The 22,717-nt window shown below is 67.3% G+C and carries 38 protein-coding genes and 1 tRNA gene; 1 reads left to right on the plus strand and 38 read right to left on the minus strand.

Features of this window, described 5'->3' with window-relative positions:
- Position 1 precedes the first annotated feature (1 nt).
- The gene (locus FJX73_01950; protein ID MBM3469544.1) at positions 2 to 2,413 is read left to right on the plus strand and encodes an FtsX-like permease family protein; all 2,412 of its coding nucleotides are present in this window, start codon (positions 2 to 4) and stop codon (positions 2,411 to 2,413) included.
- 42 nt (positions 2,414 to 2,455) lie between these two features.
- On the opposite strand, the gene murA is transcribed toward FJX73_01950, so the two are convergent.
- The 38 genes from murA to rpsJ all read right to left on the minus strand — a co-directional run bounded on the left by murA (position 2,456) and on the right by rpsJ (position 22,716).
- Positions 2,456 to 3,733 (minus strand): UDP-N-acetylglucosamine 1-carboxyvinyltransferase, encoded by a 1,278-nt coding sequence (gene murA, locus FJX73_01955; protein ID MBM3469545.1) that lies wholly within the window; start codon positions 3,731 to 3,733, stop codon positions 2,456 to 2,458.
- A 30-nt stretch (positions 3,734 to 3,763) separates the two neighbouring features.
- Positions 3,764 to 4,036, minus strand: coding sequence for an IreB family regulatory phosphoprotein (locus FJX73_01960; protein ID MBM3469546.1), 273 nt, complete (start codon positions 4,034 to 4,036; stop codon positions 3,764 to 3,766).
- Between the two features lie 29 nt (positions 4,037 to 4,065).
- Positions 4,066 to 4,141 (minus strand) — tRNA-Met (locus FJX73_01965).
- 9 nt (positions 4,142 to 4,150) lie between these two features.
- On the minus strand, positions 4,151 to 4,930 hold the full coding sequence (gene truA / locus FJX73_01970; GenBank protein MBM3469547.1) for a tRNA pseudouridine(38-40) synthase TruA: 780 nt from the start codon (positions 4,928 to 4,930) through the stop codon (positions 4,151 to 4,153).
- Positions 4,931 to 4,936: 6 nt separating this feature from the next.
- On the minus strand, positions 4,937 to 5,773 hold the full coding sequence (locus FJX73_01975) for an energy-coupling factor transporter transmembrane protein EcfT (protein ID MBM3469548.1): 837 nt from the start codon (positions 5,771 to 5,773) through the stop codon (positions 4,937 to 4,939).
- Positions 5,727 to 6,599: an energy-coupling factor transporter ATPase gene (locus FJX73_01980; protein ID MBM3469549.1), complete on the minus strand. Its 873-nt coding sequence runs from the start codon at positions 6,597 to 6,599 to the stop codon at positions 5,727 to 5,729. Before FJX73_01980 ends, FJX73_01975 begins: the two co-directional genes overlap by 47 nt.
- Positions 6,592 to 7,458, minus strand: a complete 867-nt coding sequence (locus FJX73_01985; GenBank protein MBM3469550.1) for an energy-coupling factor transporter ATPase — start codon at positions 7,456 to 7,458, stop codon at positions 6,592 to 6,594. The genes FJX73_01980 and FJX73_01985 overlap by 8 nt, the downstream gene beginning before the upstream one ends.
- 13 nt (positions 7,459 to 7,471) lie before the next feature.
- A complete protein-coding gene (locus tag FJX73_01990; GenBank protein ID MBM3469551.1) occupies positions 7,472 to 7,819 on the minus strand; it encodes a 50S ribosomal protein L17 in 348 nt (115 codons plus the stop codon).
- A gap of 23 nt (positions 7,820 to 7,842) precedes the next feature.
- Complete coding sequence (locus FJX73_01995) at positions 7,843 to 8,805, minus strand: DNA-directed RNA polymerase subunit alpha (protein MBM3469552.1); 963 nt, start codon at positions 8,803 to 8,805, stop codon at positions 7,843 to 7,845.
- Between the two features lie 57 nt (positions 8,806 to 8,862).
- Positions 8,863 to 9,486 (minus strand): 30S ribosomal protein S4, encoded by a 624-nt coding sequence (gene rpsD, locus FJX73_02000; GenBank protein ID MBM3469553.1) that lies wholly within the window; start codon positions 9,484 to 9,486, stop codon positions 8,863 to 8,865.
- A gap of 9 nt (positions 9,487 to 9,495) precedes the next feature.
- Positions 9,496 to 9,882 (minus strand): 30S ribosomal protein S11, encoded by a 387-nt coding sequence (gene rpsK / locus FJX73_02005; protein ID MBM3469554.1) that lies wholly within the window; start codon positions 9,880 to 9,882, stop codon positions 9,496 to 9,498.
- 17 nt (positions 9,883 to 9,899) lie between these two features.
- A complete protein-coding gene (rpsM, locus tag FJX73_02010) occupies positions 9,900 to 10,298 on the minus strand; it encodes a 30S ribosomal protein S13 (GenBank protein ID MBM3469555.1) in 399 nt (132 codons plus the stop codon).
- A 10-nt stretch (positions 10,299 to 10,308) separates the two neighbouring features.
- Complete coding sequence (gene rpmJ, locus FJX73_02015; protein ID MBM3469556.1) at positions 10,309 to 10,422, minus strand: 50S ribosomal protein L36; 114 nt, start codon at positions 10,420 to 10,422, stop codon at positions 10,309 to 10,311.
- Positions 10,423 to 10,449: 27 nt separating this feature from the next.
- Positions 10,450 to 10,668 carry a translation initiation factor IF-1 gene (gene infA / locus FJX73_02020; GenBank protein ID MBM3469557.1) on the minus strand — a complete coding sequence of 73 codons (219 nt, stop codon included), beginning with the start codon at positions 10,666 to 10,668 and terminating at the stop codon, positions 10,450 to 10,452.
- Positions 10,668 to 10,922, minus strand: a complete 255-nt coding sequence (locus FJX73_02025) for an RNA-binding protein (protein ID MBM3469558.1) — start codon at positions 10,920 to 10,922, stop codon at positions 10,668 to 10,670. Before FJX73_02025 ends, infA begins: the two co-directional genes overlap by 1 nt.
- A 39-nt stretch (positions 10,923 to 10,961) precedes the next feature.
- Positions 10,962 to 11,693 carry a type I methionyl aminopeptidase gene (map, locus tag FJX73_02030; protein ID MBM3469559.1) on the minus strand — a complete coding sequence of 244 codons (732 nt, stop codon included), beginning with the start codon at positions 11,691 to 11,693 and terminating at the stop codon, positions 10,962 to 10,964.
- A 47-nt stretch (positions 11,694 to 11,740) separates the two neighbouring features.
- Positions 11,741 to 12,397 (minus strand): adenylate kinase, encoded by a 657-nt coding sequence (locus FJX73_02035; GenBank protein MBM3469560.1) that lies wholly within the window; start codon positions 12,395 to 12,397, stop codon positions 11,741 to 11,743.
- A gap of 13 nt (positions 12,398 to 12,410) precedes the next feature.
- The gene (gene secY, locus FJX73_02040; GenBank protein ID MBM3469561.1) at positions 12,411 to 13,667 is read right to left on the minus strand and encodes a preprotein translocase subunit SecY; all 1,257 of its coding nucleotides are present in this window, start codon (positions 13,665 to 13,667) and stop codon (positions 12,411 to 12,413) included.
- A gap of 14 nt (positions 13,668 to 13,681) precedes the next feature.
- Complete coding sequence (locus tag FJX73_02045; GenBank protein ID MBM3469562.1) at positions 13,682 to 14,146, minus strand: 50S ribosomal protein L15; 465 nt, start codon at positions 14,144 to 14,146, stop codon at positions 13,682 to 13,684.
- Positions 14,147 to 14,204: 58 nt separating this feature from the next.
- Positions 14,205 to 14,717: a 30S ribosomal protein S5 gene (locus FJX73_02050; protein ID MBM3469563.1), complete on the minus strand. Its 513-nt coding sequence runs from the start codon at positions 14,715 to 14,717 to the stop codon at positions 14,205 to 14,207.
- 18 nt (positions 14,718 to 14,735) lie between these two features.
- Positions 14,736 to 15,104 (minus strand): 50S ribosomal protein L18, encoded by a 369-nt coding sequence (locus FJX73_02055; GenBank protein ID MBM3469564.1) that lies wholly within the window; start codon positions 15,102 to 15,104, stop codon positions 14,736 to 14,738.
- Positions 15,105 to 15,123: 19 nt separating this feature from the next.
- Positions 15,124 to 15,675 (minus strand): 50S ribosomal protein L6, encoded by a 552-nt coding sequence (locus FJX73_02060; GenBank protein ID MBM3469565.1) that lies wholly within the window; start codon positions 15,673 to 15,675, stop codon positions 15,124 to 15,126.
- A 24-nt stretch (positions 15,676 to 15,699) separates the two neighbouring features.
- The gene (gene rpsH / locus FJX73_02065) at positions 15,700 to 16,104 is read right to left on the minus strand and encodes a 30S ribosomal protein S8 (protein MBM3469566.1); all 405 of its coding nucleotides are present in this window, start codon (positions 16,102 to 16,104) and stop codon (positions 15,700 to 15,702) included.
- Between the two features lie 13 nt (positions 16,105 to 16,117).
- Positions 16,118 to 16,303, minus strand: a complete 186-nt coding sequence (locus tag FJX73_02070; protein ID MBM3469567.1) for a type Z 30S ribosomal protein S14 — start codon at positions 16,301 to 16,303, stop codon at positions 16,118 to 16,120.
- 21 nt (positions 16,304 to 16,324) lie between these two features.
- On the minus strand, positions 16,325 to 16,891 hold the full coding sequence (gene rplE, locus FJX73_02075; protein MBM3469568.1) for a 50S ribosomal protein L5: 567 nt from the start codon (positions 16,889 to 16,891) through the stop codon (positions 16,325 to 16,327).
- Between the two features lie 25 nt (positions 16,892 to 16,916).
- Positions 16,917 to 17,258, minus strand: coding sequence for a 50S ribosomal protein L24 (locus tag FJX73_02080; protein ID MBM3469569.1), 342 nt, complete (start codon positions 17,256 to 17,258; stop codon positions 16,917 to 16,919).
- Between the two features lie 27 nt (positions 17,259 to 17,285).
- Positions 17,286 to 17,654 carry a 50S ribosomal protein L14 gene (gene rplN, locus FJX73_02085; GenBank protein MBM3469570.1) on the minus strand — a complete coding sequence of 123 codons (369 nt, stop codon included), beginning with the start codon at positions 17,652 to 17,654 and terminating at the stop codon, positions 17,286 to 17,288.
- Positions 17,655 to 17,681: 27 nt separating this feature from the next.
- A complete protein-coding gene (gene rpsQ, locus FJX73_02090) occupies positions 17,682 to 17,939 on the minus strand; it encodes a 30S ribosomal protein S17 (GenBank protein ID MBM3469571.1) in 258 nt (85 codons plus the stop codon).
- A gap of 16 nt (positions 17,940 to 17,955) precedes the next feature.
- A complete protein-coding gene (gene rpmC, locus FJX73_02095) occupies positions 17,956 to 18,150 on the minus strand; it encodes a 50S ribosomal protein L29 (protein MBM3469572.1) in 195 nt (64 codons plus the stop codon).
- Positions 18,151 to 18,152: 2 nt separating this feature from the next.
- Positions 18,153 to 18,566 carry a 50S ribosomal protein L16 gene (gene rplP, locus FJX73_02100; GenBank protein MBM3469573.1) on the minus strand — a complete coding sequence of 138 codons (414 nt, stop codon included), beginning with the start codon at positions 18,564 to 18,566 and terminating at the stop codon, positions 18,153 to 18,155.
- On the minus strand, positions 18,544 to 19,308 hold the full coding sequence (gene rpsC, locus FJX73_02105) for a 30S ribosomal protein S3 (protein MBM3469574.1): 765 nt from the start codon (positions 19,306 to 19,308) through the stop codon (positions 18,544 to 18,546). The genes rplP and rpsC overlap by 23 nt, the downstream gene beginning before the upstream one ends.
- A gap of 29 nt (positions 19,309 to 19,337) precedes the next feature.
- Positions 19,338 to 19,679 (minus strand): 50S ribosomal protein L22, encoded by a 342-nt coding sequence (locus FJX73_02110; protein ID MBM3469575.1) that lies wholly within the window; start codon positions 19,677 to 19,679, stop codon positions 19,338 to 19,340.
- Between the two features lie 27 nt (positions 19,680 to 19,706).
- Positions 19,707 to 19,991 (minus strand): 30S ribosomal protein S19, encoded by a 285-nt coding sequence (rpsS, locus tag FJX73_02115; protein MBM3469576.1) that lies wholly within the window; start codon positions 19,989 to 19,991, stop codon positions 19,707 to 19,709.
- A gap of 24 nt (positions 19,992 to 20,015) precedes the next feature.
- Positions 20,016 to 20,840: a 50S ribosomal protein L2 gene (gene rplB / locus FJX73_02120; protein ID MBM3469577.1), complete on the minus strand. Its 825-nt coding sequence runs from the start codon at positions 20,838 to 20,840 to the stop codon at positions 20,016 to 20,018.
- Between the two features lie 21 nt (positions 20,841 to 20,861).
- On the minus strand, positions 20,862 to 21,155 hold the full coding sequence (locus FJX73_02125; protein MBM3469578.1) for a 50S ribosomal protein L23: 294 nt from the start codon (positions 21,153 to 21,155) through the stop codon (positions 20,862 to 20,864).
- A complete protein-coding gene (rplD, locus tag FJX73_02130; GenBank protein MBM3469579.1) occupies positions 21,143 to 21,769 on the minus strand; it encodes a 50S ribosomal protein L4 in 627 nt (208 codons plus the stop codon). Before rplD ends, FJX73_02125 begins: the two co-directional genes overlap by 13 nt.
- Before the next feature lie 8 nt (positions 21,770 to 21,777).
- Positions 21,778 to 22,392 (minus strand): 50S ribosomal protein L3, encoded by a 615-nt coding sequence (rplC, locus tag FJX73_02135; protein ID MBM3469580.1) that lies wholly within the window; start codon positions 22,390 to 22,392, stop codon positions 21,778 to 21,780.
- Positions 22,393 to 22,404: 12 nt separating this feature from the next.
- Positions 22,405 to 22,716 carry a 30S ribosomal protein S10 gene (rpsJ, locus tag FJX73_02140; GenBank protein ID MBM3469581.1) on the minus strand — a complete coding sequence of 104 codons (312 nt, stop codon included), beginning with the start codon at positions 22,714 to 22,716 and terminating at the stop codon, positions 22,405 to 22,407.
- Position 22,717 lies beyond the last annotated feature (1 nt).

Below are 22,717 nucleotides of genomic sequence, written 5' to 3' on the forward strand. Positions count from 1 at the left end.
GATGTCGCTGCTCGCGCTGAAGCTGGTCAGAGACCTTTGGCAGTCGCGCTGGCAGTACCTTGCCGTGGGCTTCACGGTGATGCTGGGCGTCACCTTCTACGGCGCCGCGTACATGTCGTACGGGAACCTGGACGCTTCGTACCGGTATTCCTACGATCGTCTGCAGTTCGAGGATTTCGGGATATCGTTTCACGCCGCACCGGAGCGGGTCACGGACCGGGTGCGGCGGATCCCTGGCGTCAAGGCGGTCGAGGGACGGCTCGTCGAGGACGTCGTGATCAAGATCCCCGGGCGGTCCACGAAGAAGCTGATAGGAAGGCTCATCTCCGTCCCGGCCGATCGCCGGCCGTCCGTCAACAACCTGTTCATCGCCCGGGGACGGTATCTCTCCACCCGGACCGCGCGCGAGATAGTACTGGAGAGCAGCTTCGCGAAGCACCACAAGCTCCGCCCCGGAGACACTATTGAGATCGAGCGCGCAGGGGCCCGGGTGAGGTTCCTGATCGCCGGGATAGCCATGAGCCCGGAGTACCTGTATGTCGTCCGCAGCAAGCAGGACCTCATGCCCTTCCCCGAGTCCTTCGGGGTGATGTTCGTGTCCGGCGATGTCCTCGGGCCGCTCGTGGGCAAGCCGGGGCTGGTGAATCACATCGTGGCCACCATTGCTGATCCTCAGCGCGGGCCTGCGATCATGCGGGAAGCGAAGAGGCTGCTCGACGTCTACGGGGCCGAGGAACCGGTGCCCCGAGAAGACCAGCCCAGCCACCAGCTCCTTGAACAGGACCTGCAGGGGTTCCAGGCCTACTCCGTCCTGTTCCCGTCCCTCTTCCTCAGCGTCGCCGGTCTCACGGTCTACACGCTGCTGACGCGCATGGTCCACATGCAGCGACCCGTTATAGGGATGCTGATGGCGATAGGCTTCTCGCGGCAGAGGGTCGTCCTGCACTACCTGTCTGCCTCGCTGCTCATCGGCGCGCTGGGAAGCCTGCTGGGCAGCGCATTGGGGTTCTGGCTCTCAGGGTGGGCCACCCGCGGTTACGCCTCGTTCCTGTCCCTCCCCTACGTCCTGCTCGTGCCCCGCTGGGGTGCGCTGCTCTTCGGGTTCCTCATAGGAACCGGGGTCTGCCTGGCGGCCGGCGTCCTGCCCGCCCGCGCGGCCGCGCGGATCAGTCCGGCCGAGGCCCTCCGAGCCGCGGTGCCCGCCACAGGACGCGTCGTCCCGCTCGACAGGGTAATACCGGGGCTGGGGACGATGGCACTGGCCTGGCGCATCCCGCTGCGCAACGTCTTCCGCCACCCACGGCGGACCGTATCCACGGTCTTTGGCGTCGCGGCGGGGATATCGCTGATCATGGTCTCCCAGGGGTTGCTGGATTCATCTGAAGAGGCAATGAACCGCTGGATCCACGACACCCTCTACGACGACATCCGGGTCGAGTTCGCGCTCTACCAGGACCGGGGTGTGGTCAACACCGTGCGGAGCTGGCCTGGGGTCATCTGGGCCGAGGGCGCGCTCGAGATGCCCGTGGAGTTCAGGAAGGGAGACCGCACCTACTCCGCGCTGCTCGTGGGCCTCGAAAACGGAAGCCGGCTCTACCGTCTGCGATCTGAGAGCGGGGAGAAGATGCTCCCGGACGATGCCGGTTTCTTGTTTGGCCAGGTGCTCCGGTCGAAACTGGGGGTCGAGCAGGGTGATACGATTCTCGTCTCTCTGCCGCGCACGCGCGCGGAGCAGGAGCCGGTGCAGCGCACGGCAAGGGTGGCCGGGTTCGTGTGGGAGTCGATCGGGACGGTGGCCTACCTGCCCCTGGACCGAACAAGGCAGCTGTTCCGGGAAGACCTTTCGCTCCCGCCCGGCGCCATCACGGGCGTGCGCGTGAAGGTTGATCCGCTCTACCTAGCGGAGGTGAAAGAACGCCTGCTGAACCTGCCCGGCGCCGCCGCAGTGAACGTCCTCGCCGACCTGCGCAAGATGCTGGACAGCATGATGGCCCTGGCGCGAAACATCTTCGCGATCATGCTCCTGTTCGGAATGGCCCTGGCCTTCTCGATGGTCTTCAACATGATAACCATCAACGTGTTGGAACGGAGCAGCGAGGTGGCCACGATGCGCACGCTGGGCATCGGCCGCTGGAAGATCCTGGGGATGATTACGCTGGAGAACATGCTCACGGCGGCGATGGGGGTGTGCCTGGGACTGCCCGGTGGCAGGATGCTTGTGGACGCCTTCATCAAAGCGGGGTCAACAGAGAAGCAGATGGAGCTCTTTTCGTTCCAGGCGGTGGTGTTTCCCCGGACCTACGTGATGGCCGCGGTTGCGATTGTCATCGTGGTGCTGATAAGCCAGTTGCCGGCCATCTCATACGTCAACCGGCTCAATCTGGCCCGTGCCACGAAGGAACGCGTGACGTAGTCTCCCCGGACGCTTGATGTGGTCGCCCGGAGTGGGCCTACCCTACCCGGCCTCCCGCGACTCGACGGAACCGGCGCGCGTGATCTGCGCGCCCAACAACGCGAGCTTGCGCTCTAGCCCCTCGTAGCCGCGGTCCAGGTTCTCGACCCGGCTGATCTCGGTTACTCCCTCGGCGGCCAAGGCCGCGATCAACACGGCCGCGCCCCCCCGGATATCCGGCGCCTCGACCGGCGCGCCGGTGAGCCGCTCGACCCCGGTGATGTGAACGCTGTCGCCCTCCGCCTTGATGTTCGCGCCCATCCGGCGCAGTTCGTCGGTGTAGGCGAACCGCGCCTCGAACACGGTCTCGCGAATGGTGGACGCGCCTCGGGCCATGGTCAGGAGCGCCGCCATCTGAGGGTGAAGGTCGGTGGCGAATCCAGGATACGGGGCGGTGTCCACGTCTACCGCACGCAGGTCGTCGCCGGCGCGCGCCCGCACGCCGTCGGTGTTGCGGATGATCTCTATCCCGGCCTCCTCCATCTTGGCCAACAGGGCGGTTATGTGCTCGGGGATCATGCCTTCTACGAGCACATCTCCGCCGGTGGCGGCACCGGCCATCAGGTAGGTCCCGGCCTCAAGGCGGTCCGGGATGATCGCATACGAGTTGCCGTGCAGCTCCCCTATCCCCTCGATGGTGATGGCATCCGTGCCGGCTCCCTTGATTCTCGCACCCATGAGATTCAGGAAGACCGCGGTGTCCACCACCTCCGGCTCCCGCGCGGCGTTCTGGAGAACGGTGGCGCCCCGTGCCGTGCTGGCAGCCATCATCAGATTTATGGTCGTACCGACGCTGCTGCGGGGCACGTAGAAGGTGTTGCCCTTCAGCCGCCGCGCCGAGGCCTTCATGTACCCGTGCTCTGTCACGACGCGGGCGCCCAGCGCGGTGAAGCCCCGCAGGTGGAAGTCCACGGGCCGGGCGCCGATCGAGCAGCCGCCAGGCAGCGGGACCTGGGCCCGGCCCATCCGCCCGAGCAGGACCCCGGCGGTGTAGAACGAGGCCCGCATGCTCCGGCAAAGGTCGTAGGGTGCCACGTGGCCGTTCAGCCCGCGCGCGTCAATCGTGAGGCGCCCGCTCTCCAGCGATGCGCGGGCGCCCAGTGCCTCCAGTATGTTGAGCAGAGTCATGACGTCCCGGCAGTGCGGCACGTTCTCCAGGGTCGAGACGTCGGGCGCGAGAGCCGAAGCGGCTATGATGGCCAGCGAGCTGTTCTTCCCCCCGGCCACCCTCACGGCGCCGCGCAACCGGCGGCCGCCGTTGACAATCAACTCCACTGACATGATCCTCCTGCGAGATTCGCGCGTACGATGCTATGACGTTGCCGTGCGCAGCTTGGCTCCCACGTAGGCCTTGACCAGTTCCTCGAGAAGCAGTATCCGGTCCACCTGGCGAATGGCCTTCCGCGCGTCGCCGTGGCTGGTGATGTAGGTCGGATCTCCCGACAGGAGGTACCCAACGATCTGGTCCACGGGATCGTAGCCCCGCTCCTCAAGCGCGCGGTATACGAACCTCAGGATCGCCTCCACGTCCTGCGCCGTGAGGTCGCCGAAATGAAAGACGCCGGTGCTCTCGCGCTCTTCCAAGGACTTCACCCCTACGGCCAGGCGTGCTGTGGTGGGCCCGCCTGGCTTCGATCCAGGAACCGGCGCCTTATGAGGGCGCTGCTCTGCCACTTGAGCTACGGGCCCGCCCGACGATTATAGCACAGGCCCTGCCCCGCTCAGCGCGGGGCCGTGCTCCGGTCCATAGACAACGCGCAGGAGGTAGAGACCGCAGGGCGGCAGCGGGGGGCCGGCGTGCCGGTTGTCCCCGGACCGCAGGATACCGGCGATCGCCTCGGGCGGCCGCGCGCCGCGCCCCACCGTCACCAGCGACCCCACGATCAGCCGCACCATCTGCCTCAGGAACCGGTCGGCGGCCACCGTCACCGTGACCAGGTCCCCGCGGCGCTCCACGCGCACGGCGTACACGGTGCAGGCCGCAGACGCCGTGGCCGTTCCCACGACGCGGAACGCGGTGAAGTCATGCCTGCCGGTCAGCGCCGCGGCGCCGGAGCGCATCGCCTCGAGGTCCAGGGGCACGGCGATGTGGTGTGTGTATCGACGCAGCAGCGCCGAGGGCCTGGTACGGGCCAGGAGCGCGTAGCGGTAGATGCGCAGGCGCGCGTCATGGCGCGCGTGAAAGGTCGGCGCCACTTCCAGCACGTCGCGGATCACGATGTCGTCGGGCAGCAGCGCGTTCAGGCCCGTCCGGATGCGCTCCACCGGCAGGGCGCTGCGGGTAGAGAGGTGCGCCACCTGCCCAAGCGCGTGGACCCCTGCGTCGGTGCGGCCGGAGCCGACCACCCTGCAGGGCTCATCCAGGATCGAGCCGGCCACGGCCTCGATCGCGCCCTGGATCGTGGGGGTGGAGCCCTGGCGCTGCCAGCCCGCGTATCGCGTGCCGTCGTACTCGATCAGCAACGCGAGGGTTCGCACGTGAGATTACCGCAAGCTCACCAGAGCGGCCGAGACGGCGATCACGAACGCGCCGGCCACCAGATCCGCGATTCGCCAGCGCAGCTCCTTCATCCGCGTGCGCCCATCTCCCCCCCGGTAGCAGCGCGCCTCCATCGCCAGCGCCAGCTCTTCGGAGCGGCGGAAGGCGCTTATCAACAGCGGCACGAGCACCGGCACGAAGGCGCGGGCCCGTCGGAGTATGGAGCCCTGACCGAACTCCGCGCCCCGCGCCATCTGGGCCTTCATGATCTTCTCGGTCTCCTCCAGCAGGGTCGGGATGAAGCGGAGCGCGATGGACATCATCATGGCCAGCTCGTGCGCGGGTACCCCTACGCGACGAAACGGGCGCAGCAGCCACTCCAGGCCGTCGGTCAACTCCACGGGCGAGGTAACGAACGTCAGCAGCGTGGCCGCGGTCACCAGCAGGATGAACCGGGACCCCACGAAGAGGGCGCGCCTGAATCCCTCCTCGGTCGCAACCAGGGGGCCGGCCTGGAACAGGGTGCGCCCCCCGTCTCCGCCAAAGAAGGTGTTGAGGAAGACCGTCAGCAGCAGCAGCACGGCGATTGGCCGCAGACCCCGCAGCGCGTACCCGAGCGGGATCTGGCCCAGCACAAGCAGCGCGATCAGCCCCGCGGCCAGCAGCCCCAGCCCCGCGAAGGAGGGGATGAGGAACAGGGTGACCATCAGCGCCGTCGTCGCCAGGATCTTCGTGCGTGGATCCAGGCGGTGCAGCGGCGATGATCGCGGGAGGTACTGCCCGACCGTGATGTACCTAGTGAGCTCCACGGCCCATCTCCTGCACCGCGGCCAGTATGGCATGCCGCGCCTCTGAGATCGTCATCGCATCAGCAACCGGCATCCCGCGATCGCGCAGCAGCCGTATCAGGCGCGCGGCCTGCGGCAGCGCAAGTCCGATGCGCCGGAGATCGTCTTCGTGGGCGAAGACCTCGTGCGGAGAACCGTCCAGCATCACCCGGCCGGCGTCCATCACGACGATGCGGCCGGCCAGCAGGGCGGCCTCATCCATGCTGTGCGTAACCAGCACCAGCGTCAGGCCCTTCCGGTGAAGCGCGGCTATGCGCTCGAGCAGCTCTTCTTTGCCCCGCGGGTCCAGCCCTGCGGTGGGCTCGTCCAGGACCAGGGCCCCGGGGCGCATCGCCAGGACGCCCGCAAGTGCGACGCGCCGCATCTCACCGCCCGAGAGCGTAAAGGGAGAGCGGTCGCCAAACCGGCTCGGATCGAGCCCAACCGCCCGAAGGGCCTCCTCCACCCTCGATGCAATCGTCTCGGCGGGCAGCCCCAGGTTCTTGGGTCCAAAGGCGACATCCTTGCGCACGGTCTCCTCGAAGAGTTGATACTCGGGGAACTGAAAGACCAGCCCTATCCGCTGCCGGGCCCGGCGCCGGTCGGCGCGCGGCGCCCACAGATCTTCCCCGGCGACCCTGATCTCACCGGCAGTCGGACGCAGGAGTCCGTTGAAGTGCTGTACCAGCGTGGACTTGCCGGAACCGGTCGGGCCGATGATTGCCACGATCTCGCCGGGACGGATCTCAAGCGTAACCCCGTCCAGGGCCATGGCTTCCATCGGCGTCCCCCGCAGGTACGTGTGGCAGAGCCCGCGGCAGGCGATCAGTGGATCAGACATCGCCCTGGGTCCGGGGGGCAGCGGCAGCCGCCACCGCTTCCGCGAGGGCTTCCACCGTGTGAACTCTCTCTGGGAGTCGGAGGCCGTCTTCTCGGAGCCAGCGCGCGAGCTTCACCATGGGCGGGGCGCCCAGCCGGCCGCCTGGGATCTCCTCGGCGCGCGCCATGACCCTCTCCGCGGGACCGTCAAGCACGATGCGGCCGCGGTCCATCGCGATGATGCGCTCCGCGTCGGAGAGGTCTTCCATGGCGTGGGAGATCAGCATGATGGTTACCCCGTCGCGCCGGTTGAGGACGGAGAGGGTCTCCAGTACCTCGGCTCGGCCAGCGGGGTCAAGCATCGTGGTCGCCTCGTCCAGCACCAGGCATGCCGGCCGCATGGCCAGGATGCCCGCGATCGCCACGCGCTGCTTCTGCCCGCCGGAGAGGAGGTGCGGGGCTCGGCGGCGGAACGCGGTCATGCCCACCGCCGCGAGGGCTTCGCCCACGCGCTCCCTGATCACCGCCGGTGGCAGGCCGAGGTTCTCGGGGCCGAAGGCCACATCTTCTTCTACGACCGTGGCCACGAGCTGGTTGTCGGGATTCTGAAAGATCATGCCCACACGGCGGCGGATCTCCCAGACGGCCATGCGGTCGCGGGTGTCTAGGCCTCCCACGCGTACGCGTCCTGACGTGGGCAGGAGAAGCGCGTTGAGGTGCTTGGCCAGCGTGGACTTGCCGGAGCCGTTGCCGCCGACGATTCCCAGGTACTCGCCGGGCTCGACCGAGAACGACAGGCCGTCGAGCGCCACGACGGCCTGAGGGGTACCAGGATGGTAAACGTATCGGAGGTCGGCTACTTCAATGAGGGGCTCGCGCACGCGGCGAACCGCCTTACTTGACCAGTTCGACCAGCGCCATCTCCGCGCCGTCACCCCGGCGGGTGCGCGTCTTGATGACGCGGGTGTACCCGCCGCGACCGGCCTGCAGCTTGGGCACCACGTCCCCGAAGAGCCGGTTCAGCACGGTTCGATCGGTAAGGAAGCGGCGAACCTGCCTCCGCGCGTGCATGTCGTTGCCCAGCGCCGTTGAGATCAGCGTGTCGGCGATCTTCTTGGTCTCCTTGGCCTTGGCGCCGGTCGTCTCGATGCGCCCGTGCATGATCAGCGCGCCGACCAGATCCCGGAACAGCGCCCGGCGCTCGCCCGTGTCACGGCCCAGCTTGCGGCCCTTAGCTCCCATGCCCATGGTATCGCTCCCTACGCCTACGACGGCTCCGGCTGCCGCAGACTCCATCCGTGAAGGGCCAGCTTCTCCCTCACCTCGTCCAGCGACTTCCGGCCGAAGTTCTTGACCGCGACGACCTCGTCCTCGGTCTTCCGGATCAGGTCACCCACGGTGTGAATACCAGCGCGCTTCAGGCAGTTGTACGGCCGCACCGACAGGTCGAGCTCCTCAATCGGCATCGTCGCGGCACGGGCATGATCCGGATCCTCTGTCCCACCGAAGGGAACCCCGGGGCCCGCCTCATCCGCAATCCCCGCGAACAGGCGGAAGTGATCTATCAGGAGGCGCGAGGCCTCCTGCAGGGCCTCCTCGGGCCGGATGGACCCGTCGGTCCAGACCTCCAGCACCAGCCGATCCAGATCGATCGCGTGGCCTACCCGCGTGTCCTCCACGGTGAAGTTTACTTTCTGCAGCGGCGAGAAGATCGAGTCCACCGGGATCACGCCGATGACGTGCTCGCTGCGGCGGTGGCGCTCGGCCGGGACGTAGCCCTTTCCGCGCTCAACGACGATCTCCATCGCCAGGTGCGCGTCCTTTCGGTCCAGGGTGGCCAGGTGCAGACCGCGGTTGATGATCTCCACCTCCGGGTCTTCCTGGATGTCCGCCGCGGTGACTTCCCTCTTGCCCCGGACATCGAGGCGCAGCAGCTTGGGCTTGTCCGTGTAGAGCCGGAGCGTGAGCTCCTTCAGGTTGAGCACGATCTGGGTAACGTCCTCCACGACCCCCGTGATCGTCGAGAACTCGTGAAGCACGCCGTCTATCTTGACCGATGTCACCGCCGCGCCCGTGATCGCGGAGAGCAGCACGCGGCGCAGCGCGTTGCCAAGCGTTACGCCAAACCCGTGGTCGAGCGGCTCCAAGACGAACTTGCCGTACGTATCGGAGAGCTCGGCCTGCTCCACTTTGGGGGTTGGAGCCTCCCACACTATGCCCACAGCCATGGTCAACCTACCTCCTGCGTCCCTGCAAGCACCCCTGCAAGCGCTCCCGGGGACTCATCACCGGGAATAGTACTCGACGATCAACTGCTCCTGAACAGGCACATCTATCTCCTCGCGCGCGGGAAGCGCCAGCACGCGGGCCTCCAGGCGGGAGGGGTCGAACTCCAGCCAGGACGGGGGTTTGCGCCCAGGCAGGGCGGCCAGCTCCTTGACCCTCGGGGGCAGGTCGGCCGGATCGGCCGCCGCCACCCTCTGTCCGGGCCGGACCTGATATGATGGTGCCTTTACGCGCCCGCCGTTGACGGCCAGGTGCCCGTGCGCCACGAGCTGGCGGGCCTCCTTGCGGGACGCGGCCAGGCCGAGACGGTAGACCACGTTGTCCAGCCGGGTCTCCAGCATCTGCAGCAACCGGGTGCCGGTGACTCCCTTGGACTTGGAAGCACGCTGGAAATACGTCTTGAACTGCGCCTCGTAGACCCCGTAGATGCGGCGAAGCTTCTGCTTCTCGCGCAACCGGACCCCAAACTCGCTGAGCTTGCGTCTGGAGACGCCGTGCATCCCGGGAGGCGCCGGCCTCTTGTGCACCGGGCACTTCTCGGTAAAGCACTTGTCACCCTTGAGATAGAGCTTCATGCCCTCTCGCCGGCAGAGCCGGCAGACCGATTCCGTGTAGCGTCCCATCCGCTCCCCCTACACTCGCCGCCGCTTCGGCGGGCGGCACCCGTTGTGCGGCACCGGCGTCACGTCCTTGATCAGGTTGACTTCCAGCCCGGCGGATTGCAGCGACCGGATGGCCGCCTCGCGCCCCGCTCCCGGACCTCGCACGAAGACCTCCACCACCCGCAGGCCGTGTTCCATCGCCTTGCGCGCCGCGGTCTCCGCCGCCACGCTGGCGGCGAAGGGCGTGCCCTTTCGAGAACCCTTGAAACCGGAAGTTCCCGCGCTCGACCAGGCAACTACGTTGCCGCGCGGGTCGCTGATGGTCACGATCGTGTTGTTGAAGCTCGACCGGATGTGGGCGATCCCCACGGGCACGTGCTTGCGCTCGCGCTTCCGGCCCCTCGCCTTGTTTGCCATCTCGATCTCCCTCGCGCCTACTTGGTTGCCGGTGCCGATGTGGCCGCGGCCTTGCGGCGGACCCCCACGGTCCTCTTGGGTCCTTTCCGGGTGCGTGCGTTCGTGCGCGTGCGCTGGCCGCGGGTCGGCAGGCTCTTCTTGTGCCGCAGCCCCCTGTAGGAACCAATCTCCACGAGCCGTCGGATGTCCATGGCGACGTCGCGGCGCAGGTCGCTCTCCACCTTGTAGTTGCGCTCGATGAAATCGCGCAACCGTGTTGCCTCGTCCTCGGCCAGCGCCCGCACCCGCGTGTCCGGGTTCACCCCGGTCGCCCGGCAGATCGCCCGGGCGCGGCTCGGCCCGATGCCGAATATGTACGGGAGCGCCGCCTCAATGCGCTTGTCTCGCGGCAAATCCACTCCGGCGATCCGTGCCATCCTCGGCCTCCTATCCCTGCTTCTGCTTGTGCTTCGGGTTCTCGCAGATGACGAGCACCCGACGCCCACGCTTGATTATCTTGCACTTCTCGCACATCGTGCGAACCGACGCCCGAACCTTCATGCTTGCCCGCTCCCTCTGCCAGGATCCCTAGCGGTACCGGTAGGTGATCCTGCCGCGCGTAGGATCGTACGGCGACAGTTCCACCTTCACGCGGTCACCGGGGAGGATCCGGATGAAGTGGATGCGCATCTTGCCCGAGATGTGGGCCAGCACCTTGTGCCCGCTGGCCAGGGTTACGCGGAACATCGCGTTCGGAAGCACTTCCGCGACCGTCCCTTCGACCTCGATGGCATCCTTCTTTGTCATCAGCCCTCCGTGGATCCGGTCAGTACCGCCCGAAGATCCTCGTCGGTCACGGCCCGCCCCTCGCGCAGCCGCTCCGCGACTGGACCCGCGGGACCGTGCACGGCCAGGTGCTTCACGTTCTTGCGCTTTGGGCGGCCGGCGCTCCGGCGCCGACCGTCGGCCACGAGCACCATGTCATCCCCTGCCGCGCCAACAACCACATAGCGATCACCCGCATCACGGCCCGCCCGCGAGGTAACCACCATGCCGACCATCTCTTCCAGGAACCTCTCCCCCACTTGATCCACAAAATACTAGTATAGAGCCCCTATTTCTTCCAGTCCAGTCAAGATCATCGGGCCGTCAGGCGTTACGGCCACGGTGTGCTCCTCGTGCGCCGACCGCGTGCGGTCGAGGGTGCGCACCGTCCACCCGTCGGCCTCAAGTGTCACGCCTGGCGCTCCGGCGTTGACCATCGGTTCTATCGCCAGCGTCACGCCGGGCCGGAGGGCGATGCCCGTCCGGGGCCGGCCCACGTTGGGCACCTGCGGGTCCTCGTGCAGCGCCCGGCCGATCCCGTGTCCGGCGTAGTCCCGGACCACGGAGAATCCCGCGGCCTCCACCACCGACTGCACGGCCCACCCGATGTCCCCCAGGAAACCGCCCGGCCTGGCCGCGGCCACACCGGCTTCGAGCGCCCTGCCGGTGACCGCCAGCAGCCGCCGAACCTCGGGCTTCACCTCGCCCACGGGCACGGTCAGCGCCACATCCGCGTGGAAGCCCTCCAAGAACACCCCGAGGTCAACTGAGACGATCGAACCTTCCACCAAAACTCGGGGGCCCGGGATGCCGTGCACAACCTCGTCGTCCACCGATGTGCAGATGCTCGCCGGGTATCCCCTGTAGTCCTTGAACGACGGGACTCCGCCGCCGTCGCGAATGTACGCCTCGGCCGTGCGATCAAGCTCTCCCGTGGTGACACCCGGCGCCACCGCCCGCGCCACCTCACGGATCGCGCGCGCGGCCAGACGTCCTGCGCGCCGCATGCACGCGATCTCGTCCGCGGCCTTGATCACGGCCGTGCAGACCGGCTTCACCCGCGCACCCGCGGGGCCGCGGCTGCCAGCAGGGCCTGGTAGATCTCCTCTATCTCGCCCTCGGCGCTGATCGCCACGAAGACGCCCCTTGCCTGGTAGAAGGCGACCAGCGGTTCGGACTGCTCACGGTACACCTGCATCCTGCGCCGTATCGTCTCCGGACGGTCGTCGTCACGCTGGTAGAGCGGGCTCGCGTCAACGTCGCAGACCCCTGGGGTGACCGGGGGATTCGAGTCCAGATGGTAGATGTGGCCGGACGCCCGACAGATCCTCCGGCCGCTCATGCGGCGGATAACCGTGTCCTCGGCCACCTCGAACGCGATGACCCGGTCGAGCCGGCGGCCCATGCCGGCCAGCACGGCATCCAGGGCCTCGGCCTGAGGGATTGTCCGCGGGAAGCCGTCCAGGACAAATCCCGCCGCCGTGTCCGGGCACTGGAGCCGTTCCGCCACTGCCTCGATCATCACCGCGTCTGGAACGAGGTCACCCCGGCTCATGTAGCGGTCGGCCGCCTCGCCAAACGGGGTCTTGCTTGCCCTCGCCGCTCGAAGTATGTCGCCCGTTGCGATCTGCGGGATCTCCATCCGCTGCTCGATCAGGCGCGCCTGCGTGCCCTTGCCGGCGCCGGGCGGGCCGAGGAAGATCAGGTTCATCACGCCCGGCCGCTCACTTCATGAACCCCTCGTAGTGGCGCATCAGCACGTAGGCCTCGAGCTGCTTCATCGTCTCGAGCGCCACGCCGACAACGATGAGCAGCGAGGTTCCGGCGAGATACAGGGTGAGCGCGCCGGCGCCCCGCGCCATGTATACAGGGGCGATGGCAATTGTGGCCAGCGACAGCGCTCCCACGAACGTCAGCCGCTCGGTAACGCGTCCAAGGTAGTCGCTCGTCGGCTTTCCCGGCCGGAGGCCGGGGATGAAGCCGCCGTACTTCTTGATGTTGTTGGAAACATCGTTTGGATCAAACGATACCGCGGTGTAGAAGTACGTGAATATGATGATGAGCACGAAGTAGAGCAGGTCGCCCATGGGCTGACCAGGAAGGATCCGCTGCCCCAGCCGCTGCAACCACTCCCAGCGTGAGAACTGCGCGATCGTCCCCGGGAACTGCAGCACCGAGACCGCGAAGATGATGGGGATGACGCCTGCCTGGATGAGGCGCATGGGCAGGTGCGTGGACTGTCCACCGTAGACCCGCCGCCCCACGACGCGTTTGGCATACTGGACCGGGATCTTGCGCACCGCCTGGGTTATGAAGACCACCGCGACAATGCTGGCCAGGATGATCGTGAAGTCCAAGAGAACCTTCCAGATCGCCACCTCGCCCGCACGCACCAGCGTAAGCGTCTGGGCGCTCTGCGCGGGCAGCCGCGCAACGATGCCGCCAAAGATTATCAGCGACACGCCGTTGCCCACCCCGTACTCGGTCATGATCTCACCCATCCAGGTGAGCAGCATGGTCCCGGCGGTAAGGGTGATGATGATCGTGGCCATAATCAGCGGCCGGGGATCCAGGACGGCCCCCTGGCTCCGGATGAGATAGACCTGCCCGACGCCCTGCAACACCGCCAGGACCACGGTCAGGTACCGCGTGTACATCCCTATCTGGCGCCGGCCGGCCTCGCCCTCCTCCGTGGCCATCTCCTTGAGACGCGGGAAGACCACCTGCAGCAGGCTGAAGATGATGGAGGCGGTGATGTACGGAAAGACGCCCAGCGCGAAGATGGCGAAGTTGGAGAGCGCCCCGCCGACGAACAGGTCCAGGAAGCTGAACAGGCTGCCCTTCTGCTTGAACAGGTTTTCGATGGCGGCGACGTTCACGCCGGGCACCGGCAGATGGGCCCCAAGCCGGTAGAGGGCCAGCATGACCGCCGTGAAGAGCAGCCGACGCCGCAGATCAGGGATCCGCAGCGGGTTGGACATCGAGCGGACCTGGATCACCGGCCGATCACCTCGGCGCGGCCGCCCGCGGCCTCAATCGCCCGGCGTGCGCCCGCCGTGAAGGCCTGCGCCCGTACGGTCAGCGGATGTCCCAGCCGGCCTGTGGCCAGGACCTTGACGCGCCCGGCGCCCACAATCCCGGCACGTCGCAGCAGGACCGGCGTGACCTCGCTCCCCGCCGGGAACCGGTTGAGGTCGCGCAGCCGGACCTCCTGCATCGCTGGCCTGGGCCCGCCGCCGGTCATGTTGCTGCCGGCACCACGCACGCCGCGACGGAACGGCAGACGCTTGATCAGCGGCGTCTGTCCGCCCTCGAACCCGGGGCGCGGCCCTGAGCCCGAGCGGGCCTTCTGCCCCTTGCGGCCCTTGCCAGAGTACACCCCACGACCGGAGCCCAATCCCCGGCCCACCCGACGGCGGCGCCTGTGCGCGCCGCGCGGTGGCTTCAACCCTCCCAGCATCGGCTTCGTACCCCCTTGCGGTTCCTGCCCGGCGGCCCGGCCATCCACACGTGCCACCCTAGGCCCTCCGGGCCGCAGACTCGAGCGACCGGCCGCGCAGGCGCGCCGTCTCATCCGAGAGACGCAGCGCGTCCAGTCCGGCCAGCGTCGCGCGGGCCACGTTGACGGAGTTGGTGGAGCCCAGTGCCTTGGTCAGGATGTCCTTGATCCCCGCGGCTTCCAGCACAGCCCGCACCGCCCCCCCGGCTATGACCCCGGTACCCCGCGAGGCCGGCCGCAGAAGAACCCGCGACGCTCCGTAGGCACCCACGATCTCGTGTGGAATCGTGGTGCCGTCCCGGCGGATCTTCATCAGCCCCTTCTTGGCGTCCTCGACCGCCTTGCGGATCGCGTCGGGAACCTCGGAGGCCTTTCCCAGGCCCACCCCGACGTGCCCGTCCTCGTCACCCACGACCACAAGAGCGCTGAACTTGAATCGCTTCGCGCCCTTCGTCACCTTGGCGACGCGGTTGATGAAGACCGCCTTCTCAACGGTCAGGTTGACGGACGATGGATCTATGCGCTGCGGCACGTTACGCCTCCAGAGACATTAGAACTGCAGCCCGGCCGACCGCGCCGCCTCTGCCAGCGCCCGGATGCGACCATGGTATAGGTACCCGCTGCGGTCGAAGACCACCGCGGCAATGCCTTTGGCCAGCGCGCGCCGGGCCAGCACCTCGCCCACCACCGCGCTGGCTTCCGTCTTCTTCTTTGCGGCGACCTGCGGACGTACCTCGGGATCCAGTGTCGAAGCCGACACCAGCGTCCTGCCGGTCCGGTCGTCAATCACCTGCGCGTAGATCTGCTTCAGGCTGCGAAAGACCGAAAGACGCGGGCGGGTGGCTACGCCGGTCAACCGCCGCCGGGAGCGCATGTGCCGCCGGCGTCGAAGGGCGTTGCGATCGGGTAGAGTGTACATGGCGCTCTCTCTGACCTCCCTACGCCTTCCCGGCCGTGCGCCCGGCCTTACCGGCCTTCAGGCGCAACCGTTCTCCGGCGTACCGGATTCCTTTGCCCTTGTAGGGATCTGGGCGCCGGACCGCCCGCAGGGTGGCCGCGAACTGCCCCACCGCTTCCTTGTCGTTGCCGGTCACCGAGATCCGGTTGGGTTGCGGGATCACCAGCTCCACTCCATCGGGCGGGGTCAACTCAACCGGGTGGGAATACCCCACCTGCAAGACCAGCCCACGCCCCTGCTTGGTTGCCCTGTACCCGACGCCGTGGATCTCCAGGTCAATCTTGAAACCCTCCACAACGCCCTTCACCATGTTGGCGATCAGCGCGCGGGTAAGTCCATGCAACGCGCAGTGGAACTTCTGCTCGGTCGGCCGGGTGACCGTCACGGCACCGCCCTCGACCGAAACCCGCATGTCGGGGTGAACCTGGCGGACCAGGTGCCCCTTGGGGCCCCGCACCTCGACGCTGCGGCCGCTCACCGTAACGCTCACGCCCGCGGGCAGGGTGACGGGCATGCGCCCGATGCGTGACATGGCTACTCCCTCCCCGCCCTGTTACTACCAGACATAGCAGATGACCTCCCCGCCCACGCCGCTCTGGCGGGCTTCCTTGTCGGTCATGATCCCGCGGGACGTAGAAAGGATCGCCACGCCCAGCCCTCCCCTCACACGGGGAACGGCCAGCCGCTTCGCGTAGAACCGCAGTCCCGGCCGGCTTACGCGCCGGACACCGGTCAGAACCTGTTGGCGCTTGGGACCATAGCGCAGGAGCAGCCGCAACTGGTTTTGCGGCTGGCGCTCGACGACCTGGTAGTCGGCGATGAAACCCTCCGCCTTCAGAATCCTGGCGATCTCCAGCTTCACCCGGCTTGTCGGAACGAGGACATTGTCGTGCCTGGCGGCGTTCGCATTCCGCAGCCGGGTCAGCATGTCCGCTATCGAATCCGTGACCACTCCACCCACGGTGATACCCTCCTTACCAGCTTGCCTTCACCATCCCAGGGACCTCGCCCCGGTACGCCAGCTGCCGCAAACACAGCCGGCATACCCCCAGGCGGCGGTAGACGGCGCGTGGCCGACCGCACCGGCGGCACCGGCTGTACTTGCGCACGGCGAACTTCGGCGTGCGCTTCCATTTCTCGAGCATCGACTTCTTCGCCACCCGCGGACTCCCCCTCCGGATCTATGCGCCCGATACAGTCTGTGCGGCCTCCCTGAGGGGGAGGCCCAGATGACGTAGCAGCTCTCGCGCCTGCTCGTCCGAACGCGCGGTGGTTACCACCGTCACATCCATCCCGCGAATCTTGTCAACCTTGTCGTACTCGATCTCGGGAAAGATCAACTGCTCCCGGAGACCCAGGTTCAGGTTGCCGCGGCCGTCGAACGCACGCTCGGAGACGCCCTTGAAGTCCTTGATCCGCGGCAGCGCGATGTTCAGGAGTTTGTCCAGGAAGTAGTACATCCGGTCGCCGCGCAGCGTCACCTTCACGCCTATGGGCATGCCCTGGCGCAGCTTGAACGCCGCGATGGACCTGCGGGCCTTCGTGACCACGGGCCGCTGGCCGGCGATCGCCACCAGTTCCTCGACAACCTTGTCGATCAGCCGCGGGTCGGCCACCGCGCCGCCCACGCGCACGTTGATGACTACCTTCTCGAGCCGTGGGACCTCCATGCGGTTGCGATACTGGAACCGCTCGAGCATCTTGGGCACGACATCCTTCTGGTATCGTTCTTTCAGCCTGGTGGCCATCTATCTCCTCGCTCCTGCCCGCAGCCTACTTGTCCATCTGCTCCTTGCACCGCTTGCAGTACCTGACCTTCGTCCCGTCCCCAAGGTACCGGTGTCCCGCCCGTGAGGCCTCCCCGCACCTGGAGCAAACGATCATCAGCCGCGCCACCGGAATCGGCGCCTCCTTGGGCACTATTCCGCCCTGGGGCGTCTTGCGGCTAGGCTTCACGTGTCGCTTCACGATGTTGACGCCCTCGACGATAGCCCGCGCGTCACGGGGCGCGACCCGGAGCACCTTGCCCCGCTTTCCGCTGAACTTGCCGCCGGTAACCTCCACCATGTCGCCCTTGCGAAGGTGAAGCCGCGCATGCACGGTTGCTGTCGCCATCGTCCCTGCCTCCGTCCAAATCCTCTACTACAGCACTTCAGGCGCGAGCGAGATGATCTTCATGAACTGCTTCTCGCGGAGTTCGCGGGCAACAGGCCCGAAGATGCGGGTGCCCCGGGGATTGGCGGCATCTGACAACAGCACCGCCGCGTTGTCGTCAAACCGTATGCAGGACCCGTCGTGACGCCGCAACTCTTTCCGCGTGCGCACGACGACCGCCCGGACGACCTCCCCCTTCTTGACGGGGCTGTTGGGGATGGCCTGCTTCACCGAGGCCACGATGATGTCCCCCACGCTGGCGTATCGCCGGTGGGATCCTCCCAAGACCCGGATGCAAAGCAACTGCCGCGCGCCGGTGTTGTCCGCCACCTTCAATCGGCTCTCTTGTTGAATCATCGCTCCACCTCAGTCCCGCCCGCGCGGCTACCGCGCCCGCTCGAGGATCTCAGCAACCCGCCACCGCTTGTCGCGGGACAAAGGACGCGTCTCCACTATCCGGACGCGGTCACCCACCTGGACCGCGCCCTGCTCGTCGTGGGCCTTGAGCGTCTTGGACCGCCGGACAATCTTCTTGTAGAGCGGGTGGCGTGTCACGGTCTCGATCTTCACCACCACGGTCTTGGCCATCTTGTCGCTGGTCACAACACCCACCTGGCTCTTGCGCCTCGCCCGCTCCACCATGCTCAGCCCTCCAACCCTACTTCTGGCCCGCGGCCATGCGGCCGGCCAGCACCGTCTTCATGCGCGCGATGTCGCGCCGCAGATCGCGGATCCGCGCCGTCTTGCGCTGCTGGGACACCTTGATCCGCAGCGACCACAACTCGCGCTCGGCCTCGTCTAGCTTCTTCTCGATCTCCGCCGGGACCATCTCCCGCAGCACGCTCGCCTTCATCTTCAGGCCACCACCCGGGAAATGAACTGGGTCTTGATCGGCAGCTTGTGCGATGCCAGGGACATCGCCTCGCGGGCCTGGGGCTCGGCCACGCCGGCCAGCTCGAACAGGATACGACCCGGCCTGACAACGGCGACCCAGAACTCGGGGTTCCCCTTACCGCTGCCCATGCGCGTCTCGGCCGGCTTCTTCGTGACCGGCTTGTCGGGAAAGACCCTGATCCACAGCTTTCCCCCGCGCTTGATGAACCGGGTAATCGTGCGCCGGGCCGCTTCGAGCTGAGCGCTGGAGACCCAACCGGGGTCGAGCGCCTGAAGACCGAATTCGCCGAACGCCACGGAGGTGCCGGCGCGAACCTTGCCGGCCATGCTCCCCCGGTGCGCCTTCCGGAACTTAGTCCGCTTGGGCATCAACATTGGTGCCCTGCCTCCTTACGCTAGCCGGCGCCGTCCGGCTAGGAATCACAACGGGCCCAGTGCCTGCTGCCGGCTCATGGCGCGGCGGCCGGCGATGCTCGGGCTCGTGCCGGCGGCCCTCGGGAAGGATGTCTCCCCGGTAGATCCAGACCTTGACCCCGATGCGGCCGTACGTGGTGAGCGCCTCGGCCACCCCGAAGTCAATGTCGGCCCGCAGCGTGTGCAGGGGCACGCGCCCCTCCCGATACCACTCGTAGCGCGCGATCTCGGACCCACCGAGCCGCCCGCTGCACGCGATGCGGATGCCCTTGGCCCCCGCCCGGAGACTGCGCTGGACCGCCTGCTTCATGGCGCGCCGGTAGGCAATCCGACGCTCCAGCTGCTGCGCCACGTTCTCCGCGACGAGCTGTGCCTCGATCTCCGGCCGGCGCACCTCGTTCACGCTCAGCATGATCTGCCTGCCGGTCAGGGCATCCAGCTCCTTCTTGAGGGCATCAATCCCGGTGCCGCCGCGCCCGATGATAATGCCGGGCCGCGCGGAGTGTATGACGACTCGGACGCGGTTCGCGGCCCTCTCGATCTCGACGCGCGAGATCCCGGCCCGGTGGAGCTTCTTCTTGATCATCTGCCGGATCTTCTGATCTTCCTCGATCAGGTCCGACATGTTCCGGGCGTACCATCGAGACTCCCAGTCCCGAATGATCCCGACCCGCAGTCCGATTGGGTTGACCTTTTGCCCCACCTCGCACCTCCGGAACTACGCTACCCGGCCTACCGGCCCGCGCGCTCGCCCACCACGACGGTAATGTGGCTGCTGCGCTTGGTGATGATGTCTGCCCGCCCGCGCGCCCGCGGCGTCACCCGCTTGGTCACAGGCGCTCTGTCGGCATAGGTCCGCACAACGATCAGGTCATCCGCATCCATCTCGTGGTTGCTCTCGGCGTTGGCTACCGCCGACTTCAGGACCTTGGCCACCGCCTTGGAGGTCAGGTCGGGTGCGGCCCGCAGCCGGGCCTCGGCCTCTCGGACCGGGAGCCCGCGCAGGACCGCCATCGCCCGCCTTGCTTTCAGGGGCGATATGCTGACGTACTTGGCGATCGCCTTGACTTCCATGCTGTTCCTCCCGTCGTCCTCCGCGGCCTACTTCGGCGTCGTTGCGCGCTCGGTGTGGGCGCCGTGCCCCTTGAAGGTGCGCGTCGGCGCGAACTCGCCGAGCTTGTGCCCCACCATCTGCTCGGTAACGTACACGGGAACGTGCTTCCGGCCGTCGTACACGGCGATCGTGTGCCCGATGAAATCGGGTAGCACGGTCGACCGTCGCGACCAGGTCTTGATGACCCGCCGCTCACGGGATCGGTTCAGGCCCTTGATCTTCTCGACCAGGTGCTCGTCCGCAAACGGCCCCTTCTTCTTCGATCGTCCCATGGCTCGTGCCCGACCTCCCTCGCCCTACTTGCGCCGTTTCACGATCAACGCGTCGGAGCGCTTGGCCTTGCGCGTCTTGTACCCAAGCGTGGGCTTACCCCACGGGGTGACCGGTCCCGCCATCCCGATCGGGGACCGCCCTTCCCCGCCCCCGTGCGGATGGCTGGACGGATCCATGGCCACGCCGCGGACGGAGGGCCGGCGACCCAGCCACCGGGATCTCCCGGCCTTGCCGAGCTTGGTGGCCTCGTGCTCCACGTTGCCGACCTGGCCGATGGTGGCACTACAGTCCAGCGGCACCAGCCTGACCTCGCCCGAAGGCAACCGGACGTGCGCCACCCCGCCTTCCTTTGCCATGACCTGCGCGCCCGCGCCGGCGGCCCGCACCATCTGCCCGCCCCGTGAAGGCATCAACTCAATGTTGTGAACCACGGTGCCCACCGGAATCGCCCGCAGCGGCAACGCGTTGCCGGGGCGGATGTCGGCCTGCATGCCGGAGGACACCGTGTCCCCGACGCGCAGGCCTACCGGTGCTAAGATGTAGCGCTTCTCGCCATCGGCATAGTGCAACAGCGCGAGGCGCGCCGACCGGTTGGGATCGTACTCCACCGCCGCCACGCGGGCGGGGACTCCGTCCTTGTCGCGCTTGAAGTCAATGACCCTGTAACGCCGCTTGTGGCCCCCGCCCTGATGGCGCACCGTTACCTTGCCCTGCCCGTTGCGGCCCGCGCGCGGGCGCACCGGCTCCAGCAGCGACCGTTCCGGTCTCGTCTTCGTGATTTCCTCGAAGCTCGAGACGGTCGCAAACCGCCGCCCCGGCGTCGTTGGTTTGAACTTCTTGATACCCATCGTGGCCTCCCAGCCGTCGGCCTACGTCATGCTCTCAAGGTCTATCTTGCTGCCAGGGGCCAGCGTTACCACGGCCTTGCGCATGCCGGGTGAGACGAACTCGTACCGGCCCCTCCGGCGCGTGCGCCCTGGGATGTTGATCACGTTGACCTGACGCACGCGCACCGAGAAGATCGCTTCCACCGCCTGCTTCACGGCGATCTTGTTCGCGCCGCGCGCGATCTCGAACGTGTACTTTCCGCCCTCGTTGCCGCGCAGGCTCTTCTCGGTCAGAATCGGGCGGCGGATGATCTCGCGCGGGTTCACGATCCCCATGCCTCCTGCAACACGGCCAGAGCCGATTGTGTGATTACCAGGGGGCGCGGCGCCAACAGGTGGCGGACCGCAAGGCGCCGGGCAGAGAGCACGCGGGCGCCCCGCAGGTTGGCCGCGGCCCGCGCCACGTCCTTCTCGGCGTCGGCCACAACGATAACCGCCGGGGGACGCACCCCCACCGTCTCCAGCAGCGCCGCCAGGAGTTTCGTCTTGGGCTCGCCGCTGGTCAGACGTTCCAGGATCACGATGCGGCCCGCCTGGGCCTGGGCAGACAGCGCCGATCGCAGGGCCAAGCCCCGCTCCTGCCTGGACAGCTTCTGCGCGTAGTCGCGGGGCTGCGGGCCAAAGGTGATCCCCCCGCCCGTCCAGATGGGCGAGCGCCGGCTTCCGGCGCGCGCCCGCCCTGTGCCCTTCTGGCGCCAGGGCTTGCGGCCTCCTCCCCTGACGTCACCCCTGGTGCGGGTCGCGTGCGTACCCGCACGGGCGTTGGCAAGTTCGGCGAGGACCGCGCGGTGTAGCAGGGCCCGGTTTGGCCGCAGGCCGAAGAGCGCCGCGGGCAGCTCGATCTCACCGGCGGGCGCGCCGGTCGGGTCAAAGGTGGTGGCCTTGGGCATCATGGTCGTCATGCGCTCCTCACCATCAGCAGCGCCCCACGCACGCCCGGCGTGGCGCCGCGCAGCAGCAACAGGTTGTTCTTTGGGTCCACGCGGACCACGCGGAGCCTCCGCACGGTCACCCGCTTGTTACCGTGACGTCCGGCCATCCGCTTGCCGGGGAACACCCGGGCGATGTCCGACGACCCGATGGAGCCTATCGCGCGGTGCATCAGGGAAACGCCATGCGAGTCCCGCTGGCCGCCGAAGCCGTGCCGCTTCATCGCGCCGGCGAAACCGCGCCCTATGCTCGTACCGGTCACGTTCACGATCTGCCCGGGGGAGAATCCCTCGACGGTGATGACCTGGCCCGGAGCCGCCCCCCCCTCCGGCAGGGGCAGTTCCCGAATCACCCGATGGGTCGCCATCTTCCGCTTGGCGAACACTCCCTTCATCGGGCGGTTCACCTTCCGGTCGGGCACGGGCTCAAAGGCCACCCGCATCGCGGCGTAGCCGTCGCGCTCGGGCGTGCGGGCGTCCACGACGACGCACGGGCCTGCCTCGATGACCGTTACGGCGATGCTGGCCCCTTCGTCGTCGAAGATGCGGGTCATGCCGAGCTTCCGTCCGAGGATGGCAGTCATCTCTTGCAACTCCTACAACTTGATCTCGATGTCAACGCCCGCGGGTAGGTCGAGGTGCATGAGCTCATCAACCGTCTTCTGCGTGGGATCCAGGATATCGATCAGGCGCCGATGGGTTCGGATCTCGAAGTGCTCCATCGAGTCCTTATCGATATGCGGGGAACGGATGACACAGAAGGTGTTGCGGTTGGTCGGCAACGGGACCGGGCCGCTGACGCGTGCCCCGGACTTGCGGACAACGCTGACGATCTTCTCAGCCGACTGGTCGAGAACCTTGTGGTCGAAGGCCCTGAGCTTTATCCGGATCTTCTGCGCCACCGCCATG

This window comes from Armatimonadota bacterium (assembly GCA_016869025.1).
Taxonomy (GTDB): domain Bacteria; phylum Sysuimicrobiota; class Sysuimicrobiia; order Sysuimicrobiales; family Humicultoraceae; genus VGFA01.

Excerpts from the sequence above, each read along its gene's own strand:
- FJX73_01950 (MBM3469544.1), top strand. The coding sequence starts at position 2 with ATGTCGCTGCTCGCGCTGAAGCTGGTCAGAGACCTTTGGCAGTCGCGC.
- murA (MBM3469545.1), bottom strand. The coding sequence starts at position 3,733 with ATGTCAGTGGAGTTGATTGTCAACGGCGGCCGCCGGTTGCGCGGCGCC.
- FJX73_01975 (MBM3469548.1), bottom strand. The coding sequence starts at position 5,773 with ATGCCATACTGGCCGCGGTGCAGGAGATGGGCCGTGGAGCTCACTAGG.
- FJX73_01980 (MBM3469549.1), bottom strand. The coding sequence starts at position 6,599 with ATGTCTGATCCACTGATCGCCTGCCGCGGGCTCTGCCACACGTACCTG.
- FJX73_01990 (MBM3469551.1), bottom strand. The coding sequence starts at position 7,819 with ATGGGAGCTAAGGGCCGCAAGCTGGGCCGTGACACGGGCGAGCGCCGG.
- FJX73_01995 (MBM3469552.1), bottom strand. The coding sequence starts at position 8,805 with ATGGCTGTGGGCATAGTGTGGGAGGCTCCAACCCCCAAAGTGGAGCAG.
- rpsD (MBM3469553.1), bottom strand. The coding sequence starts at position 9,486 with ATGGGACGCTACACGGAATCGGTCTGCCGGCTCTGCCGGCGAGAGGGC.
- rpsK (MBM3469554.1), bottom strand. The coding sequence starts at position 9,882 with ATGGCAAACAAGGCGAGGGGCCGGAAGCGCGAGCGCAAGCACGTGCCC.
- rpsM (MBM3469555.1), bottom strand. The coding sequence starts at position 10,298 with ATGGCACGGATCGCCGGAGTGGATTTGCCGCGAGACAAGCGCATTGAG.
- rpmJ (MBM3469556.1), bottom strand. The coding sequence starts at position 10,422 with ATGAAGGTTCGGGCGTCGGTTCGCACGATGTGCGAGAAGTGCAAGATA.
- infA (MBM3469557.1), bottom strand. The coding sequence starts at position 10,668 with ATGACAAAGAAGGATGCCATCGAGGTCGAAGGGACGGTCGCGGAAGTG.
- FJX73_02025 (MBM3469558.1), bottom strand. The coding sequence starts at position 10,922 with ATGGTCGGCATGGTGGTTACCTCGCGGGCGGGCCGTGATGCGGGTGAT.
- map (MBM3469559.1), bottom strand. The coding sequence starts at position 11,693 with ATGCGGCGCGCAGGACGTCTGGCCGCGCGCGCGATCCGTGAGGTGGCG.
- FJX73_02035 (MBM3469560.1), bottom strand. The coding sequence starts at position 12,397 with ATGAACCTGATCTTCCTCGGCCCGCCCGGCGCCGGCAAGGGCACGCAG.
- secY (MBM3469561.1), bottom strand. The coding sequence starts at position 13,667 with ATGTCCAACCCGCTGCGGATCCCTGATCTGCGGCGTCGGCTGCTCTTC.
- FJX73_02045 (MBM3469562.1), bottom strand. The coding sequence starts at position 14,146 with ATGCTGGGAGGGTTGAAGCCACCGCGCGGCGCGCACAGGCGCCGCCGT.
- FJX73_02055 (MBM3469564.1), bottom strand. The coding sequence starts at position 15,104 with ATGTACACTCTACCCGATCGCAACGCCCTTCGACGCCGGCGGCACATG.
- FJX73_02060 (MBM3469565.1), bottom strand. The coding sequence starts at position 15,675 with ATGTCACGCATCGGGCGCATGCCCGTCACCCTGCCCGCGGGCGTGAGC.
- rplE (MBM3469568.1), bottom strand. The coding sequence starts at position 16,891 with ATGGCCACCAGGCTGAAAGAACGATACCAGAAGGATGTCGTGCCCAAG.
- FJX73_02080 (MBM3469569.1), bottom strand. The coding sequence starts at position 17,258 with ATGGCGACAGCAACCGTGCATGCGCGGCTTCACCTTCGCAAGGGCGAC.
- rplN (MBM3469570.1), bottom strand. The coding sequence starts at position 17,654 with ATGATTCAACAAGAGAGCCGATTGAAGGTGGCGGACAACACCGGCGCG.
- rpsQ (MBM3469571.1), bottom strand. The coding sequence starts at position 17,939 with ATGGTGGAGCGGGCGAGGCGCAAGAGCCAGGTGGGTGTTGTGACCAGC.
- rpmC (MBM3469572.1), bottom strand. The coding sequence starts at position 18,150 with ATGAAGGCGAGCGTGCTGCGGGAGATGGTCCCGGCGGAGATCGAGAAG.
- rplP (MBM3469573.1), bottom strand. The coding sequence starts at position 18,566 with ATGTTGATGCCCAAGCGGACTAAGTTCCGGAAGGCGCACCGGGGGAGC.
- FJX73_02110 (MBM3469575.1), bottom strand. The coding sequence starts at position 19,679 with ATGGAAGTCAAGGCGATCGCCAAGTACGTCAGCATATCGCCCCTGAAA.
- rpsS (MBM3469576.1), bottom strand. The coding sequence starts at position 19,991 with ATGGGACGATCGAAGAAGAAGGGGCCGTTTGCGGACGAGCACCTGGTC.
- rplB (MBM3469577.1), bottom strand. The coding sequence starts at position 20,840 with ATGGGTATCAAGAAGTTCAAACCAACGACGCCGGGGCGGCGGTTTGCG.
- FJX73_02125 (MBM3469578.1), bottom strand. The coding sequence starts at position 21,155 with ATGGGGATCGTGAACCCGCGCGAGATCATCCGCCGCCCGATTCTGACC.
- rplD (MBM3469579.1), bottom strand. The coding sequence starts at position 21,769 with ATGCCCAAGGCCACCACCTTTGACCCGACCGGCGCGCCCGCCGGTGAG.
- rplC (MBM3469580.1), bottom strand. The coding sequence starts at position 22,392 with ATGACTGCCATCCTCGGACGGAAGCTCGGCATGACCCGCATCTTCGAC.
- rpsJ (MBM3469581.1), bottom strand. The coding sequence starts at position 22,716 with ATGGCGGTGGCGCAGAAGATCCGGATAAAGCTCAGGGCCTTCGACCAC.